Source organism: Actinoplanes sp. NPDC051388 (assembly GCF_055586225.1).
In genome coordinates this window covers 53231-70262 of sequence record NZ_JBVJIP010000031.1, presented here as the reverse complement: position 1 = coordinate 70262, position 17032 = coordinate 53231, and the positions used below count along the sequence as shown (strand labels likewise).

Sequence of the window (17032 nt, the reverse complement as noted above, 5' to 3'; positions counted from 1 at the left end):
ACGTCAGTCCTGTCCAGACTTTCGCATCGACCGCCATATCTTTCGCAGCATGAGTCGAAAGCCGCGCCGGCCGGTCAGCCGACTCGGTGCGGCCAGGACGGGTTCCGGCCGATGAAGCCGAGCATCCGGGTCTGGGCGTCCGCGTCCGCGGGCACGTCGAAGCGCGCTCCGTATTGGCCGGAGGAGCGCATCGCGTCCTCCATCTGCTCCATCCCGTCGAGGAGCTCGGCGCAGAACTCCGGGTCCAGGCGGTCGTCCTGGCCGGTGGCCCGGGCCAGATCCCAGGTGTGCATGAAGACGTCGGCGGTGTAGAAGCGGTCGATCGCCGTGGCCAGCGGCAGGCTGCCCGTGTGCGGGTCGGTCAGCTGCCGGTGCGCGGTCTCCGGGTCGTCCAGCACCGCCTGCACGGCGTCGCTGTGCACCTGCCAGGCGGCGACCGGGTCCTTGTCCACGGACGGCCCGCGGGGCAGGTCGATGCCGGCGCCGCCGGCCAGGAAGCCGGGGAACCAGTCGGTCAGGTGCCGCACGACGTCGCGCGCCGTCCACTCCGCGACCGGGGCCGGCGTGTCCCAGAACTCGGTGCCGCGGACCCGCTGCGAGAACGTCCCGGCGATCTGCCGGTGCCGCTCGGCGGGCTGGTCAGACAACGTCATCGTCGACCATCCTCTGCAGTTTGGCGTAGCCCTGGTCGATGCCGGTCCGCATGCCGGAGCGGAGCCACGCGTCGCGGGTCTCGAAGCTGTCCACCAAGGACTGCGCGCGCAGCCGGGTGCGGCCGCCGCCCAGGTCGTCGAACCACAGCGTGTCCAGCGCGACCGCGTCGGCGTCGCCCTCATAGGTGAAGGTCTGCACGATGCGGTCCGGTCGCACGTCGTGGAAGCAACCGCGGAAGGCGAACTCGGTGTCGCCGCGGACCGCGACGTAGCGCCAGCTGCCGCCGGTGCTCGCGTCCCAGTGGTCGATCCGGGTCTCCATGCCGTCCGGGCCGACCCACTGGGCGAACAACGCGGGATCGGTGTGCGCCCGGAAGAGCTGCGCGGGTGTCGCCGCGAAGTCACGAGTCATCCGGATCACCGGCAGCCTCGGGTCGGCCTCGATCACCGTCTCGGTGATCCTGTCCATCGTCGTCTCCCTCCATCGCCGCCAGCACGGCGTCGAGGCGCTGGTGGCGCCGCTCGGCGCGGGCCCGGTAGCGCTCGATCCAGGTGTCCATCAGGTCGAAGACCTCGGCCTCCAGGCGCACCGGCCGGGGCTGCGGACCGGGCGGCCGGCTGACCAGCCCGGCGTCCTCGAGCACCCGCAGATGCTTGTAGACGGCCTGCAGCGAGATCCGGTAGGGCCCGGCCAGTTCGTTGACGGTCGCGTCGCGCTCGGCGAGCCGGGCCACCATGTCGAGCCGGGTGGGGTCCGCGAGGGCGGCGAAGACCCGCGGCAGCACGTCGGTCGCCATCACCCCTACCTTTCAACCCATTGGTTGAAAGCGACCCTAGCAGACGATCGGGAGCGAAGGGTCGAGCCGCCGCACGAGGTCGTCGCGGGAGATGCCGAAGGTCTCCGCGATGTGCACCCCGGAAGCGGTCAGATGGAAGGTCGCGTATTCCGTGTAGACCCGGCTCACGCAGGCCAGGCCGGTCAGCGGATAGGTGCACGAGGGCACCAGCTTGGGGCTGCCGTCCTTGGCGAACAGGCTCATCATCACGAACACGTCGCGCGCCCCGGTGGCCAGGTCCATCGCGCCGCCGACGGCCGGGATCGCGTCCGGGGCGCCGGTGTGCCAGTTGGCCAGGTCGCCGCCCGCCGACACCTGGAACGCGCCCATGATGCAGATGTCCAGGTGCCCGCCGCGCATCATCGCGAACGAGTCGGCGTGGTGGAAATAGGAGGCGCCGGCGAGTTCGGTCACCGGCTGCTTGCCCGCGTTCGTCAGGTCCGGGTCGACGTCGTCCCCGGTGGCGAGCGGGCCCATGCCGAGCATCCCGTTCTCGGTGTGCAGCACCACGCCGCCGTCCAGATCCAGGTAGTCCGCGACCTTGGTGGGCTGCCCGATGCCGAGATTCACATAGGACCCGGCGGGAATGTCCCGGGCCACGATCCGGGCCATCTCATCGCGCGAAAGAGGCGCGGAGAGTGGGGAGCTCATGCCTCCACCAGCGTGTCCACATAGATTCCCGGGGTCACGACGGCCTCCGGGTCCAGCTCGCCGACCTCGACCACCCGCGACACCTGGGCCACCGTGACGGTCGCCGCGGCGGCCATCACCGGACCGAAGTTGCGGGCCGTCTTGCGGTAGACCAGGTTGCCGAGCCGGTCGCCGAGATGCGCGCCGATCAGCGCCACGTCCCCCTTGATCGGATATTCCAGCAGGTAGTCCTTGCCGTCGATGGTCCGCGTCTCCTTACCCTCGGCGAGCGTCGTGCCTACCCCGGTGCGGCAGTAGAACGCGCCGATGCCGGCCCCGGCGGCCCGCATCCGCTCGGCCAGATTGCCCTGCGGGACCACCTCGAGCTCGATCTTGCCGGCCCGGTAGAGCCCGTCGAACACCCAGGAATCGGTCTGCCGGGGGAAAGAGCAGACGACCTTGCGTACGCGGCCGGCGGCGAGCAAAGCGGCCAGGCCGGTGTCCCCGTTGCCGGCGTTGTTGCTGACGATGGTCAGGTCGCCGGCGCCGTGCTCGATCAGCGCGTCGATCAGCCGCACCGGCATGCCGGCCATGCCGAACCCGCCGACCAGCACGGTCGCGCCGTCGGTCACGGCCGTGACGGCCTCCGCCGCGGTCAGGACCCGGGTGCGCCCCACGCCTACTCCCGCCCGTCGATCTCGGACAGCACCCGCTGGGCGATCCGGAAGGCGGTGTTCGCGGCCGGCACCCCGCAGTAGATCGCGGTCTGCAACAGCACCTCCTCGATCTCGGCGTTGGTCAGCCCGTTGCGGCGCGCGGCCCGGACGTGCATGGCGAGCTCCTCGTGATGCCCGAGCGCGATCAGCGCGGTCAGCGTGACCAGCGATCGGGCCCGCCGGTCCAGGCCGGGCCGCGCCCAGATCTCGCCCCAGGCATAGCGCGTGATCAGGTCCTGGAAGCCGGCCGTGAACGGGGTGGTGGCCGCGATCGCCCGATCCACGTGCCCGTCGCCCAGCACCGTGCGCCGGACCGCCTGGCCGGGTCGTTCGAGGTGCTCGATCAGCAGGTCGGCGACGACGGCCGGTTGTTCGGCGGGCGGCAGGTGCGCGGTGTGGTCCAGGGTCACCAGGCGGCCGTAGCGGACGCCGCCGGCGATCTCGGCCAGCGTCGCCGGGGTGGTCACGCCGTCGTGCGCCCCGGCCACCGCCAGCACCGGCGCGGTGATCTCGGCCAGCCGGTCGCGCACGTCGAAGCCGGCCAGCATCTCGCAGACCAGCGAATAGCCCTCGGCGTCCGCGTCGCGCAGGGCGTGCAGCAGCGCCGATCCGGCGTCCGGCGCGCGCTCGAGGAAGCCGGGCGCGAACCAGCGCTGCGCCGAGCCGTCGATCATCGCCGCGGTGCCCGAGGCGCGGACCACGCCGGCCCGCTCGTGCCACCCGTCCGGCACCCCGATCCGGGCGCCGGTGGCCAGCAGCACCGCGGCCTCCACCTGCCGCGGGGCGTCGAGCAGCAGTTGCAGACCGGCCGCCCCGGCGGCGCTCACCCCGGCGTACCGGAAAGGGGTGTCTCCGACCAGGTCCAGGATCGCGCGGGCGAGGTCGGCGACGGAGAACGAGCCGGACGGTGCGGGCGACCGGCCGTGGCCGGGCAGGTCCCAGCCGATCACGTGGAACCGGCCGCCGAGCCGATCCACGCAGCGCCCCCAGAGGGATTCGACGGAGGTGCCGAGCGACGGGCCGACCACGAGCAGGGGTCGGCCGGGCGCGTCGGCGAGGACGGTGGCGGCGAGCTTCATGAGGCCTCGAATTCGCGGGCGCGGGCGAGCGTGGCCTCGATGATGTCCGGGATGGCGCCGAGATAGGAACCCTCGGCGCCGAGTTTCTGCTGCTCCGCATCGATTCCCGGGCGCGCGGCGGCCAGATTGGCACGCATCCGGTCGGCGTCCACCCGCAGGCCGGCGAGCAGGTCGGCGGTCTGCGAACCGGCCACCACCGTGCGGCGGGCCAGCGTGCGCAGCGTGTCCCACTCGAGGTGCCAGGCGCCGTCCGCGCGGTCGTCGCGCTGGTCGGCGGCGGCGGTGTGCAGCGTGGCGGCCAGCGGGGGAGCGGCCAGCGCGGCCCGCCGGATCAGCACGGACAGCACCGGGTTCCGCTTGTTCGGCATGGCGGACGAACCGCCGCCCTGCCCCTCGGACAGCTCACCGATCTCCGGGCGCGAGCCGGTGAGCACGTCGTTCGCGAGGTGCCCCCAGGCGTCGGTGCAGGCGGTGAACGCGTCGCCGAGCCGGGTCAGCGGCGCCCGCCGGGTGTGCCAGGGCGTCGCGCGCGGCAGGCCGAGCGCGTCGGCCAGGCCGCCGATCGCGGCCGCGGAGACCGCGGAAGGCCCGGCCAGGCTGCCTGCCGCACCTCCGATCTGCATGGGTACGTCCGCAGCGGCGTCCAGCAGGTCGGCCGCGTCGAGCACCCCGCCGAGCCAGTTCGCCACGGTCAGCCCGAAGGTGATGGGCACCGCGTGCTGGGTCAGCGTCCGCCCGGCCCGGGGCGTGTCCCGGTGCTCCTCCGCCAGCCGGGCCAGCGCACCGACCTGCGAGGCGAGATCGGCGCGCACCCGGGCGGCCGCCGCGCGCAGGCCCAGCACCAGCGCGGTGTCGAGGGTGTCCTGGCTGGTCAGCCCGCGATGCAGCCAGTGCGCCGCCGGGTTGTCGCCGAGCCGCTCGCGCAGCAGCGCCAGCAGCGGGATGACCGGGTTGCCGCTGGCCTCCGACTCGCGCGCCACCCGGTCGGCGTCGCCCGGCTCGAGCAGCTTCTCCAGGTCGTACGGCACGTCCAGCGCGGTCAGCCAGGCGCTCTCCACGCGGACCATGGCGGCCAGCACGGCGTCGTCGGACAGCAGTCCGGCGCACCGGGACGAGCCGGGCCAGAGCAGGTCACTCATGACCGGGGAAGCTCAGGAACACCGTCTCATTGTCGCCCTGCAGGTGGATGTCGAAGACCAGACCGTGCGGATCGGGCGCGGTGACCAGGGTGTCCCGCCGTTCCGGGGCCAGCCCGGACAGCAGCGGGTCGGCCGCGATCCCGGCCGCGTCCACCGGCAGATAGGCGCGGGTGAACAGCCGGTGGGTCAGCCCACGGGCGAGCAGGGCGATCGCGAAGAACGGCGGCCGGCCGCTGTCGGTCGCCCCCGGCCGCAGCGTGGAGAACGTGTAGTGACCGGTGGCGTCGGTCGGCGCCCGCCCCCAGCCGGTGAACGTCCAGCCGTCCCGGCGCAGCGAGCCGCCGGCCCGGGGCACGCGACCGTCCGGGCCGGCCTGCCACACCTCCAGCAGCGCGTCCGGCACCGGGTCGCCCTGGCCGTCGTACACGTGGCCGTGCAGCCGGATGGCGTCCGCGCGGCCCGGCGGCACCAGGTCGGGTCCGCCCTCGTAGGGCAGCGCGTAGTGGAAGAACGGCCCGACGGTCTGTCCCGGCGTGGTCACGAGCTCTCCTCCTCGACCGGGGTGCGGTGCCCGCCGGTCAGCACGATGTCCCAGCGGTATCCGGTCGCCCACTCCGGCGAGGTCAGATCGTGGTCGTAGGTGGCGATCAGCCGATCCCGGGCGGCCCGGTCGGTGACCGACTGGAAGATCGGGTCCAGTGGGAAGAGCGGGTCGCCCGGGAAGTACATCTGGGTGACCAGCCGCTGGGTGAAGTCGGTGCCGAACAGCGAGAAGTGGATGTGCGCCGGCCGCCAGGCGTTGAGATGGTTCCGCCACGGGTACGGGCCCGGCTTGATGGTCTGGAAGCGGTAGTTGCCATCCGCGTCGGTCAGGCAGCGGCCCGTCCCGGTGAAGTTCGGGTCCAGCGGCGCCGGGTGCTGGTCGCGCTTGTGGATGTAACGCCCGCCGGCGTTCGCCTGCCAGATCTCCACCAGCTGGTGCGCCACCGGGCGGCCGTCGCCGTCGGTGATCCGGCCGGCCACCACCATGCGCTCGCCCAGCGGCTCCCCGGCGTGCTGGATGGTCAGGTCGGCCTCCGGCGCGCCCACGTCCTGGTGCCCGAAGCAGGGCGCCCACAGCTCGATGGTCTCCGGGTCGGCGTGCACCATGCTCTTCGTCGGATGCCGCAGCAGGCTGCTGCGATAGGGCGGGTAGTCACGCCGCGGCTGCGCGACGCCGGTGCCCTCGTCGGCCGCGGCGATCTTGGCGATCTCCGCGCTGATCTCGGCCTGGGTCTCGGTCACCCTCGAACGCTAGGCAGCCCGGCCGGAGATGAGCGAGACTTGCCTTCCACTCAGCGAAAGGCGGGTCCGTGGCAGGCAACAGCGCGCGCGCTCAGGTGACGGTCACGTCGCGGGTGCTCGACCTGCTCGCGGCCTTCGACGACGAGCATCGCAGCCTCAACCTGACCGAGCTCGCCCACCGCGCCGGCATGCCGCTGGCCACCGCCCACCGCCTGATCGGCGAGCTGGTCCGGGGCGAGGCGCTGGTCCGCCGCGACGACGGGTCATACGTGGTCGGCCGGCGGATGTGGGACCTCGGGCTGCTCGCCCCGGTGGAGGCCGGGCTGCGGCACGCCGCCTCGCCGTTCCTGCAGGACCTCTACGGCGCCACGCTGGCCACCGTGCACCTGGCGGTGCGGGACGGGGCGTCGGTGCTTTACGTGGACCGGGTGTCCGGGCACGCCTCGGTGCCGGTGGTCAGCCAGGTCGGCTCGCGGCTGCCGATGCACGCCACCGGGGTGGGCAAGGTGCTTCTCGCGTACGCGCCCGAGGAGGTGCGCACCGAGGTGCTGGCCAATCTGACCCGGGTCACGCCGTACACGGTGACGCAGCCCGGCCGCCTGCTCGACCAGATCCGCCGGGTGCACAGCGACGGCTACGCGACCACCAGCGAGGAGATGAGCCTGGGCGCGTGCTCGGTGGCGGTGCCGGTGCGCGACCGGTCCGGTGAGGTGACCGCCGCGCTGGGCATCGTGGTGGCCGGCTTCCAGCGCGACAAGGCCCGGCTGGTGTCCGCGCTGCAGGTGGCGGCGCGGGGCATCGGGCGCACCCTGATCTGACCTTCTGCCCAGCGGAAGTCGCGGCTTGCCGCAGGGGGCCGCGCGGCCGTTGGCTGGCGGCATGCGCACCGAGGTCGCGATCATCGGCGCGGGCCCGGCCGGCCTGCTGCTCGCCCACCTGCTGACTCGCGAGGGCGTCGACGTGGTGGTGCTGGAGACCCGCTCGCAGGAATATGTCGCCTCCCGCATCCGGGCCGGCATCCTGGAGTCCTCGTCGGTCGAGGTGCTGGAGGCGGCCGGGCTGGGCGAGCGGCTGCGCCGGGAGGGCGACGAGCACCGTGGCATCCACCTGCAGTGGCCGGGAGAGCGGCACCACCTCGACTTCGTCGATCTGACCGGGCGCAGCGTCTGGGTCTACGGCCAGACCGAGGTGCAGAAGGATCTGGTGGCCGCGGCGACGGCCGAGGTGATCTACGAGATCGGCGACACGGCACTGCACGACGTCACCGGCCACCCGCACGTCACCTACACCGACCGCGACGGCCGCGAGCAGCGGCTGGACGCGGCCGTCGTCGTCGGCTGCGACGGCTCGTTCGGGCCCAGCCGCGGCGCGGTCCCGGGGCAGACCTGGGAGCGCACCTACCCCTACTCCTGGCTGGGGATCCTCGCCGACGTGGCGCCGTCCACCGACGAGCTGATCTATGCCTGGCATCCGAACGGGTTCGCGCTGCACTCGATGCGCTCGGCCACGGTCAGCCGGCTCTATCTGCAGGTGCCCAACGGCACCGACGTCGCCGACTGGTCCGACCAGCGGATCTGGGACGAGCTGGCGACCCGGCTCGGGCACGGCCAGGACGGCTGGAAGCTGCACCCCGGGCCGGTCACCGAGAAGAGCGTGCTGCCGATGCGCAGCTTCGTGCAGACCCCGATGCGGCACGGCAACCTCTTCCTGGCCGGGGACGCCGCGCACATCGTGCCGCCGACCGGCGCCAAGGGTCTCAACCTGGCCATCGCCGACGTCACGCTGCTGGCCCCCGCGCTGGTCGCCAAGCTGCGCCGGCATGACGACACGCTCGCCGACGGTTACAGCGACACCGCCGCCCGCCGGGTCTGGCGGTGCACCCACTTCTCCTGGTGGATGACCACCATGCTGCACATCGGCGAGGACCCGTTCGACGCCCAGCTACAGCTCTCCCAGCTGCGCTGGGTCACCGGCAGCGAGGCGGGATCGACCGGTCTCGCGGAGAACTACGCCGGGCTGCCGATCGGCTGACCGGGCGGCGCGGTCGACCGGCAGCCGCACGGTGAACGTCGCCCCGGCGCCCGGCCGGCCGTCCGCGGTGATCGTGCCCCGATGCCCGGTGACCACCTCGCGCAGCAGCGCCAGCCCGAGCCCGAACCGCCGCTCGTCGCTGCTGCCCCGGTGGAAGCGGTCGAACAGCCGCTCCGCGCCGGCCGGGTCGAAGCCGTCGCCGGTGTCGGTCACCACCAGCTCGGCGGTGCCGTTCGCGGCCCGCACGGCGACCTCGATGCGCCCGCCGGCCGGGGTGTGCCGGAGCGCGTTGGTGATCAGCTCGGCCGCCACCCGGCGCAGCGCCGACTCGATGCCGATCACCGGCACCGCCGCGTCCGGCCGGTCCAGGGTCAGCGTGACGTCGCGTTCCGCGGCCCGGTCCAGGTCGGTGCCGACCGCCGCCGACGCCACCGCGGCCAGGTCGACCGGCTGCCCGGGCGGCGCCTCCGCGAGCCGGGCGGAGAGCAACAGCTCGTCGACGATCTCGCCGAGCCGCCGGGTGGCGCCGACCAGCAACGCCAGCTCCGCCTTCTGGTCGGCGTGGGTCATCGCGGCCGGCCGGGACATCCGCCGGGCGAGCAGCTGGGCTCGGGTGTGCACCTGGGCGATCGGCGTGCGCAGCTCGTGGCTGGCGTCCGAGACGAACCGCCGCTGCCGGGTCAGCGCCTCGGCCAGCGGCCGCACCGCCTGCCGGCCGACCAGCAGGCCGGTGAGCACCGACGCGATCACCCCGACCACCGCCGCCAGCGCCAGGGCCAGCAGCAGGTGCCGCCGGTCGGCCAGCTGGTAACGCGAGTCGAAGACGACCTGCACGACCTCGTCGCCGCGCGGCTGGGTGCGTACGTGATAGACCGTGTCGCCGGCCCGCACCGAGGTCACCTGGACGCGCTGGCTCCGGAACACCTGGTCCATCGCCGGGCGCAGCGGGAAGCCCTCCGGCGCGGCCGCCTTGCCGGTGGTCACCGTGCCGTTGCTCAGCACGAAGAGCCAGGTGCAGTTCGGCGGGCCGGACGGGTCGGCCTCGGCGGCGGAGCCGGCCATCTCGCGCTGGATCAGCGAGTCCTGCGCGCGGACCAGCGCGTAGTAGGCGATCGCGCCGGCCACCCCGATCAGCAGGCAGACGGCGAGCCCGACGGTGGCGCCGATCCGCACCCGCGCCTTGCGGACCATCGCCCGCTCGGCCGGCTCCAGCGAGCGTTTCACAGCGACCCCAGCCGGTAGCCGAGGCCGTGCACCGTTTTCACCACCGCGCGGCCGAGCTTGCGCCGCAGGTAGTAGACGTAGGTGTCCACGATGGACGCGGCCGCGGCCTCGTCGAAGACCCGGCGGCGCAGGTCGTCGCGGGAGTGCACCGCGTTGGGCCGCACCGCGAGCACCCGCAGCAGCTCGAACTCGCGGGCCGAGAGGCTCACCCGGGCGCCGTCGGCCAGCTGGACGTCGCGCAGGGACAGGTCGAGCAGCGCGCCGCCGATCCGCAGCGCGTCCGCCGAGTCGGACACCCGCCGGCACAGCGCGCGCACCCGGGCGCTCAGCTCGTCGAGGTCGAACGGCTTGGTCAGGTAGTCGTCGGCGCCGCCGTCCAGCCCGGCGATCCGGTCGCCGACCGTGCCCAGCGCGGTGAGCACCAGGGCGCGGGCCGTGCAGGCCCGCGCCCGGAGCCGGCAGATCAGGTCGAGGCCGTCCAGCGCGGGCAGCATGCGGTCCACGACGAGCACGTCATAGGGCCTGGTCAGACCCAGATGCAGGCCGCGCTGACCGTCCGGCGCGTTGTCGACGAGATAGCCCTCGTCCACGAACGTCGCGGTGAGCATTTCTCTCAGCTCGGCGTCGTCCTCGACCAGCAGGAGCCGATGCGACTTCACGGCGGACACGGCACGACCTTTGCATATGGACGGACATCCATGTCTGTGACCGTTGTCTCTTAAACCTTTATTTCTCAGCCAGCGCGACAAGGGGCACCGGTTGGGTGGCTCTGCTCTCCCGGCGTTCGATCCAGCTCAGCAACGGCGTGGTCATCAGCGTGGTGACCAGGGCAACCAGCACCAGCACGGTGAACAGCGACGAGTTCACGATGCCCGCCTCCAGGCCCACGTTCAGCGCGATCAGCTGCATCAGCCCGCGCGCGTTCATCAGCGCGCCGACCCGCAACGCGACGCCCTTGGGCTCGGACCGCCAGCGCGCGGCGAGGTAGCAGGCGCCGAACTTGCCGACGATGGCCAGCGCCACGCAGGCCACCGCGAAGAGCAGCACCGCCGGGTCGCCGAGCAGCGCGAACTCGGTGCGCAGCCCGGAATAGGTGAAGAACAGCGGCAGGAACACGGTGGCCGCCACCGGGGTCAGCGTGTTCACCACCTTTTCGGTGCGCTCGACCCGGGGCATCACGACGCCGACCGCGAACGCGCCGAACACCGCATAGAGCCCGATCTCGTCGGTGTACCAGGCGACCAGGAAGAGCAGCGCGACCGTCCCCAGCAGACGGCCGTGGTCGTTGAGCCGGTCCGAACCCATCAGCGGCCCGGTCAGCCGCCGCCCGCCGAAGATGAGCGCCAGCGCGAACAGCACCGCGCCGCCCACGGTGATCGCGGCCGGACCGGACTCGCCGGACGCCACCGCCAGCACGATGGCCAGCAGCACCCAGGCCACCAGGTCGTCGATCGCGCCGCTGGCCAGCGCGAGCGTGCCGTGCCGGGTGCCGGCCTGGCCGCGCTCGGTGATGATCCGGGCCAGCATCGGAAAGGCGGTGATGGCCAGCGCCACCCCGACGAACGCGGCCAGCACGCCGACCGAGACGCCGTCCGGGCGGATCGGCACGACCGCGTCGGTGGCCAGCACCAGCCCGATGCCGAGCAGCAGCGGCACGGTGACACCGGCCAGCGAGACCGTGCCCGCCGTGCTGCCCAGGCCGGTGACCCGGTGGGCGGTGAACGCGTACCCGGCCTGGAACATGAACAGCACCAGGCCGACCTGGCCGACCACGTAGAGCACCGGATAGAGCTGCTGCGGGAACAGCGCGGCCTGCACGTCCGGCAGCAGCAGGCCGAGCAGCGACGGGCCGAGCAGCACGCCGGCCAGCATCTCGCTGACCACCGGTGGCTGGCCGGCCTTGCCGAGCAGCCAGGAGACCAGCTTGCAGAAGACCAGGATCACCGCCACCGCGATGAAGAACCGTGGCGCCAGATCGGTCGGTTTCACGTGTGGGCCTCCTCGAAGTGTCGCGCGCACAGGCGTTGCCGCCGGGCGTCGATGACCATCCAGCTGTTCAGGACGAGTTGGAGCGCGCTGCGCCCGGTGTCCGCCCACCGGTCCCGCTGCCGCATCGCGGCGAGCCGGGCGCGGCCGGGACCGTCGATCCCGGCGGGTGTCAGATAGGCCGGTCCGCGCGACGGCAGCGAGCGGGTGTGCGACACCGACGACGCCAGGGCGAAGCGCCGCAGCACCTCGCGGGTCGCCGCGCGCAGCATCACCGGCGCCGACCCGCGCGCCGGGCAGGCCCGGTTCGCGGTGATGCCGAACGGGATGAAGTGCGCCGTGCCGCGCGGCAGGGTCCGCCACCGGTCCGGGTCGAAGCGGTCGTCCGCGGCCGGCCCGGTGCGCTGGAACGCCAGGTAGTTGAAGAGCAGCACCGACCCGGCCGGCAGCACGACGCCGGAGGTCAGTGCGATGTCCGCCGAGGTGATCCGGTGCGCCACCCCGAAGAGCGGGTGCACCCGCAGGGTCTCGTCGATCACGCGGTCCAGCGCGTCGTCGTCATCGACCTCGGGCCGGATCTCCGGATGGCCGGCGATGGCCAGCAGGATGTGCGCCATCGCCTCGGACATCTGCACCACCGCGGTGTTGAAGAAGGCGCCCTGCAGATACCAGGCGGTCTCCTCGGTGGTGAACTCCGGGGGCAGCGTCACCGGGCAGGTGCCGTCCTCGAGACGCCCGCGCAGATAGCGGGTGAGCCGGTCGCGCCGGTCCAGATGCCGCAGCCGGGTGCCCTTGAGGGCGCTCACCACGTCGTCCGCGTTCGCCACGATCAGCTCTCGCGCCGCCGCCGGGCACGGCTGGCCGAACACCAGCTCGTAGTAGACCTCGGCCCAGACCGGCATCATCAGATCGCGCAACCGCACGTGACTGGTTCGCGCGGCGGGCAGGTCGCGGACGGCTCGGCGGGTGGCCATCGTCGCCAGCTCGGCCGAGCGTGTGTGCGGCACGGCGAGCACCCGGCGGGTGGTCCGGGCCACCGCCTGGTAGCGCTCGCCCGGCTCGAGATGCTCCTGGTGCATCTGTGGCCCCGGCGCCAGCCAGTACCAGAACAGGTCGGACAGCCCCGCGCCGCGACTGCGCCCGTCCGCCGCCGGGTCGGCATAGACCCGCTCGAAGTCCTCCGCGCCGACCAGCGGTCCGGGCACCGGGATGCCCTCCGCGCCGTTCACCCGCACGAAGATCCACTCACGCACCGCGACCACGGCCGGCGGCAGCCACCTCGGCAGGGTCCAGATCAAGATCAAGATTACGGGTACGCCCAGCGCGATCACGGCGCCACCAGGGACGGTTCGAGGTCACCGATCGAGCCCGCGCCGGCCAGCGTCATCGTGTGCGCGAGATCGTCCCGGATCGAGTCGAGCAACTGCCGCACCCCGGCCTCGCCGCCCGCCGCCAGCCCCCAGATCACCGGCCGCCCGAGCAGCACCGCGCCGGCCCCCAGCGCCAGCGCGACCAGCACGTCGGCGCCCCGCCGCACCCCACCGTCCACCAGCACCGGAATCCGCCCGCCGACCTCCGCGACCACGGCCGGCAGGGCGTCCAGGGTGGCGATCGCGCCGTCGAGCTGGCGGCCGCCGTGGTTGGAGACGATCAGGCCGTCGACGCCGTGCTCGACCGCGAGCCGCGCGTCCGCCGGGTGCAGCACGCCCTTGAGCAGGATCGGCAGCCCGGTGACGCCACGCAGCCACCCGACCGTGTCCCAGCCCAGCCCGGCGTCCATCGCGATGTCCCGCACCCGCCCGGCGGCGTCGCGCATGTTCTCGCAGACGAGCCCGTCCGGCAGGTCGTGGAAGCCGTGCCGCCGGTCGCGCTCGCGCCGCCCGAACACCGGCGAGTCCACGGTCACCACCAGCGCCCGGCAGCCGGCCGCCTCGGCCCGCTTGACCACCGCCTCGGTGAACACGCGGTCCGGCTGCGGATAGAGCTGGAACCAGAGCGGCCCGCCCGCCTCGGCGATCCGCTCGACCGGCTCGGTGGCCGCCATGCTGACCGTCATCAGGGCGCCCGCCGAGGCCGCCGCCCGGGCCGTCCCGCTCTCGCCGTCCGGGTGCGCGAGCCGGTGGAAGGCCGTCGGCGCGAGCAGCACCGGCATGCTCAGCTCCACCCCGAGCAGAGTGGTCCGCAGCTCGGGCGAGCCCACGCCGCGCAGGACGCGTGGCACGATCCGGCGGCGGGCGAACGCCTCCTCGTTGGCGCGCAGCGTGCGCTCCTCGCCGGCGCCGCCCGCGAAGAAGTCCCAGTGCACCGGGTCCAGCCGCGCCCGCGCCCGCTCGGCCAGCGCGCGCATCTCAGCCCGCCGCGCCGCTCAGGCACCGCCGGATGAACTCGGCCAACGGTTTGACGTGCACCTCCGGCCGATCCCATTGGTTTTCCAGGTTCTCCGCGAGGTGGTGGGTGGCGATCAGCTCGCCGGCCCGGTGATAGCGGACCATCGGGTGCAGATAGGCGGCGTCGTGCGCCTGACCCACGGTGTCCTGCGCGATCCGGGACACCGTGATGTCGAACGGGTCGACCTGGTCGTGATCGGGCCCGTATTCCAGGGTCACCACGAACGCGTCGTCGTAGGCGTGGTCCGCGGTCATCAGACCGGTCTCGGTGAAGTAGGCGACCGGGACCTCCTGGTGGTAGCGGGCCGTGTCGGCGGTCAGCGTCAGCACGTCGGCCAGGAACCCGAACTGCTGCCACAACGCCGAGCTGCGGTTCACCCGCGCGATCACGGCGGCGGTGAGCGCCTCGGGCGAACGCTCCACCGTGGCGGAAGGCCAGGCCTTCTCGGCGTACCTGCGGTTGAGGATCTGGTGGAGAGCGCGCACCGCGTAGCGGAAGCCGTGGATGAAGCCGCTCGTCGATTTCTTGAAATCGCGGACCTGGGAGATCGTGCCGGCGAAGAAGATGCCGGGCACGTTGACCGACTCCCACTCGGCGGTCTGGTCGGGGAAGCGATCCCGGATGGTCAGGTTCGGGCGGGCCGAGTCGTCGAAGATGGACGCGTCGAACGCGAAGCCGGTGCACGCCAGTACGCGGTCGTAGCGCAGCTCCTTGACCACCTCGTCGGCCCGGGAGAAGGAGAAGGTGACCAGGTAGCCGTCGCCGTCCCGCTCGATCCGGCGGACGTTGCCGTCCAGCACCGCGTTCGCCGACTTCAGCTGATAGGTGTCCAGGAAGTTGTTGTTCACCGCGCGCAGGTGCCCGACGTAGTGCGTGCGCCAGGCCATCCGCACCGAGCTCGGCCCGGCCAGGTGGATCAGCGTGGTGGTCTCCATCAGGCTGTCCGCGGTCTCGAAGGCGGAGTTGCCCTTGCCGATGATCAGCACCTTCTGGTCGAGGTAGTCCCGGGGGTCGGTGGACATCTCGGTGTACTGCTCGGCCAGCTCGATGCCGGGGATCTCCGGGATGAAGGGCCGGGACACGCCGGTCGCGACGACGACGCTTCTCGCCTGGTGGGACTCGCCTCCGGCGATCACGGTGAAGAGTCCGTCCTGCTTGGACACGTTGGTCACCCGGGCGCCGTAACGCACGTTGACGCCGGTCTTCGCGGCGAAGTCGGCCAGGTAGCGGACCATGACGTCGGCGTCCGGGAAATAGCGCTCGGTGTAGCCGGTGAACAGCAGCGCCGGGTCGTCGGTGAGCAGCGAGTTCCAGTCCAGCCGCAGGTTGAGCTCGGGATCGTCGGTGCCGGTGTGCGGCTTGTTGATCGAGATCAGTTGCCGGTGCCGGGGGAAGCGCGCGAAGAACGCGCCGGGCGTGTCCGCACCCTCCAGAACCAGATAGTCGTGGTGGCCCTCCGCCTCCAGCAACGCTGCCAGCTGGAGGCCCGCGGGCCCGGCTCCGATGATCAGATAATCGAGCGTCACGCGTCGGACGCTAGGCGGCAGAACTCAGAGAAATATCAACCACGATCCCTGCCGCACGCCGGACGTCCTCTTCGAGCGGGCGGTCCGGGTCGATCGGCGGGATCGCCGCGATCAGCTCGTCCAGCAACGCCGCGCAGCTGGGCGCGGTCGGCCGCCGGGCGCCCGCGTGCACCGCCTGGCGCAGCCCGAGCGCCAGCGAGCCGCAGATCAGCCGCAGCAGCCCGGCCTGGTCCCGGGCGCGCAGCGCGGCCTGGGTGCCGAGCGGGATGACGTCCTGGTTGTGCAGGTTGGTCGGCACGCTCTGCAGGCTGGCCGGCAGGGCGTCCCGGCGGATCTCGGTGATCAGCGCGGTCGCCGCCAGCTGCACCCCCTGCAGCCCGTGCTGCATGCCCGGCCCGGCGGCCAGCATCGGCGGCAGACCGGTGTTGCGGTGCGGGTCGACCAGCAGGTCGAGCTGGCGCTCGGCCAGGTTGCCGGTCTGCGCGATCACCATGGTGAGCAGGTCGGCGGCGAACGCGGCGGGCTGGCCGAAGAAGTTGCCGCCGTGCAGCACCACGTCGTCGTCCGGGAAGAACAGCGGGTTGTCGCTGACCGCGCCGAGATCTGCGGCGAGCACGCCGTCGGCGTAACGCAGGGCGTCCTCGGCCGCGCCGAGCAGCTGCGGAGCGCAGCGGATGCTGTACGGCTCCTGCAGCGGCCGTTTTCCCGACGGTGTCAGGCCCTCGGCGGTGGCCCGCATCGCCGCGGCCATCTCCCTCGCGCCGGGGTGGTTGTATCTGTCGATCAAGCGGGCGTCGAGGAACTGTGGGTCGCTGCCCAGCAGATCGGCCAGCACGCAGGTCAGGTTCTGCACGGCCCGATGGCATCTTCTGGTCTCGTGCAGGGCGAGCCCCAGAGCGGCGGTGGTCACCGATGTTCCGTTGACCAGGGCCAGTGCGTCGCGGCCGTCGAGGGGGAGTGGGCCCATCCCGGTCTTCGCCAGTGCCTCGGCCGCGGGCATTCGCACGCCGTCCACATAGGCGTGTCCGCGGCCGCGCAGAGCCTGCGCCGCCGCGCCGAGCGGGATCAGGTCGCCGCTCGCGCCGACCGAGCCCCAGCGCGGCATGGCCGGGGCGAACGAGGTGCCCAGCATGGCGATCAGCGCGTCCACCACATGCGGCGAGACGCCGGACGCGCCCTGGGCGAGCGACCACACCCGGATCAGCATGGCCGCGCGGGCGATGTCCGGCGCGATGTCCGGGCCCTGGCCGGCGCCCAGGTGCGCGAGCGTGTTGTCGGCCTGATCGGCCAGGTCCGCGCGGCCCGCATAGCCGACCAGCGCGCCGAAGCCGGTGGTGGCGCCGTAGATCGCCCGGTCGTCGCCCAGCGCCTTGGTCAGGAACGCCCGGGACGCGGCCACCTGCTCGCGCACCTCCGGGCCGGCCAGCACGGTCACCGGCGCGGCCGCCGCGACCAGGCTCGCCGGGTCGAGCGGCGCACCGAGATCGATCGAAGTCGTCATGGCCGCACGCTATGCACGGTTTCTCAGAACGCTCTGATT

Annotated in this window: 18 protein-coding genes; 2 read left to right on the top strand and 16 right to left on the bottom strand. The window is 72.7% G+C overall.

Going from position 1 to position 17032, the window contains the following annotated elements; genetic code table 11:
- Window positions 1–74 precede the first annotated feature (74 nt).
- From ACZ6TI_RS45840 to pcaH, 9 genes are read right to left on the bottom strand one after another with little or no spacing between them, the layout of a single operon-like run.
- On the bottom strand, window positions 75–653 hold the full coding sequence (locus tag ACZ6TI_RS45840) for a TIGR03086 family metal-binding protein (RefSeq protein ID WP_465351604.1): 579 nt from the start codon (window positions 651–653) through the stop codon (window positions 75–77).
- A complete protein-coding gene (locus ACZ6TI_RS45835) occupies window positions 640–1122 on the bottom strand; it encodes an SRPBCC domain-containing protein (RefSeq protein WP_465351603.1) in 483 nt (160 codons plus the stop codon). The genes ACZ6TI_RS45840 and ACZ6TI_RS45835 overlap by 14 nt, the downstream gene beginning before the upstream one ends.
- Window positions 1055–1450 carry an ArsR/SmtB family transcription factor gene (locus ACZ6TI_RS45830; RefSeq protein WP_465351602.1) on the bottom strand — a complete coding sequence of 132 codons (396 nt, stop codon included), beginning with the start codon at window positions 1448–1450 and terminating at the stop codon, window positions 1055–1057. Before ACZ6TI_RS45830 ends, ACZ6TI_RS45835 begins: the two co-directional genes overlap by 68 nt.
- A gap of 36 nt (window positions 1451–1486) precedes the next feature.
- On the bottom strand, window positions 1487–2140 hold the full coding sequence (locus ACZ6TI_RS45825; protein WP_465351601.1) for a 3-oxoacid CoA-transferase subunit B: 654 nt from the start codon (window positions 2138–2140) through the stop codon (window positions 1487–1489).
- Complete coding sequence (locus ACZ6TI_RS45820; RefSeq protein WP_465351600.1) at window positions 2137–2796, bottom strand: 3-oxoacid CoA-transferase subunit A; 660 nt, start codon at window positions 2794–2796, stop codon at window positions 2137–2139. The genes ACZ6TI_RS45825 and ACZ6TI_RS45820 overlap by 4 nt, the downstream gene beginning before the upstream one ends.
- 2 nt (window positions 2797–2798) lie before the next feature.
- Window positions 2799–3914: a bifunctional 3-oxoadipate enol-lactonase/4-carboxymuconolactone decarboxylase PcaDC gene (gene pcaDC / locus ACZ6TI_RS45815; protein ID WP_465351599.1), complete on the bottom strand. Its 1116-nt coding sequence runs from the start codon at window positions 3912–3914 to the stop codon at window positions 2799–2801.
- On the bottom strand, window positions 3911–5053 hold the full coding sequence (locus ACZ6TI_RS45810; protein ID WP_465351598.1) for a lyase family protein: 1143 nt from the start codon (window positions 5051–5053) through the stop codon (window positions 3911–3913). Before ACZ6TI_RS45810 ends, pcaDC begins: the two co-directional genes overlap by 4 nt.
- On the bottom strand, window positions 5046–5594 hold the full coding sequence (gene pcaG / locus ACZ6TI_RS45805; protein WP_465351597.1) for a protocatechuate 3,4-dioxygenase subunit alpha: 549 nt from the start codon (window positions 5592–5594) through the stop codon (window positions 5046–5048). The genes ACZ6TI_RS45810 and pcaG overlap by 8 nt, the downstream gene beginning before the upstream one ends.
- The gene (gene pcaH, locus ACZ6TI_RS45800) at window positions 5591–6337 is read right to left on the bottom strand and encodes a protocatechuate 3,4-dioxygenase subunit beta (RefSeq protein WP_465351596.1); all 747 of its coding nucleotides are present in this window, start codon (window positions 6335–6337) and stop codon (window positions 5591–5593) included. Before pcaH ends, pcaG begins: the two co-directional genes overlap by 4 nt.
- A 68-nt stretch (window positions 6338–6405) precedes the next feature.
- Here pcaH and ACZ6TI_RS45795 point away from each other — a divergent pair, with 68 nt between their 5' ends.
- A complete protein-coding gene (locus ACZ6TI_RS45795; protein ID WP_465351595.1) occupies window positions 6406–7155 on the top strand; it encodes an IclR family transcriptional regulator in 750 nt (249 codons plus the stop codon).
- 61 nt (window positions 7156–7216) lie between these two features.
- Window positions 7217–8368, top strand: a complete 1152-nt coding sequence (locus ACZ6TI_RS45790) for a 4-hydroxybenzoate 3-monooxygenase (RefSeq protein WP_465351594.1) — start codon at window positions 7217–7219, stop codon at window positions 8366–8368.
- Here the strand turns inward: ACZ6TI_RS45790 and ACZ6TI_RS45785 are convergent.
- From ACZ6TI_RS45785 to ACZ6TI_RS45755, 7 genes are read right to left on the bottom strand one after another with little or no spacing between them, the layout of a single operon-like run.
- Window positions 8279–9592, bottom strand: coding sequence for a sensor histidine kinase (locus ACZ6TI_RS45785; protein ID WP_465351593.1), 1314 nt, complete (start codon window positions 9590–9592; stop codon window positions 8279–8281). The two genes, ACZ6TI_RS45790 and ACZ6TI_RS45785, sit on opposite strands and share 90 nt — an antisense overlap.
- Window positions 9589–10260 carry a response regulator transcription factor gene (locus ACZ6TI_RS45780; RefSeq protein WP_465351592.1) on the bottom strand — a complete coding sequence of 224 codons (672 nt, stop codon included), beginning with the start codon at window positions 10258–10260 and terminating at the stop codon, window positions 9589–9591. Before ACZ6TI_RS45780 ends, ACZ6TI_RS45785 begins: the two co-directional genes overlap by 4 nt.
- A 58-nt stretch (window positions 10261–10318) precedes the next feature.
- Window positions 10319–11581 carry a cation:proton antiporter gene (locus ACZ6TI_RS45775; RefSeq protein ID WP_465351591.1) on the bottom strand — a complete coding sequence of 421 codons (1263 nt, stop codon included), beginning with the start codon at window positions 11579–11581 and terminating at the stop codon, window positions 10319–10321.
- Window positions 11578–12876, bottom strand: a complete 1299-nt coding sequence (locus ACZ6TI_RS45770; protein ID WP_465351590.1) for a cytochrome P450 — start codon at window positions 12874–12876, stop codon at window positions 11578–11580. The genes ACZ6TI_RS45775 and ACZ6TI_RS45770 overlap by 4 nt, the downstream gene beginning before the upstream one ends.
- A 29-nt stretch (window positions 12877–12905) precedes the next feature.
- A complete protein-coding gene (locus ACZ6TI_RS45765) occupies window positions 12906–13925 on the bottom strand; it encodes an alpha-hydroxy acid oxidase (protein ID WP_465351589.1) in 1020 nt (339 codons plus the stop codon).
- A 1-nt stretch (window position 13926) separates the two neighbouring features.
- Complete coding sequence (locus tag ACZ6TI_RS45760) at window positions 13927–15492, bottom strand: NAD(P)-binding domain-containing protein (RefSeq protein ID WP_465351588.1); 1566 nt, start codon at window positions 15490–15492, stop codon at window positions 13927–13929.
- A gap of 10 nt (window positions 15493–15502) precedes the next feature.
- Entirely contained in the window at window positions 15503–16993 is a 1491-nt protein-coding gene (locus ACZ6TI_RS45755) for an aromatic amino acid ammonia-lyase (protein WP_465351587.1), read from the bottom strand.
- Between the last annotated feature and the right edge of the window lie 39 nt (window positions 16994–17032).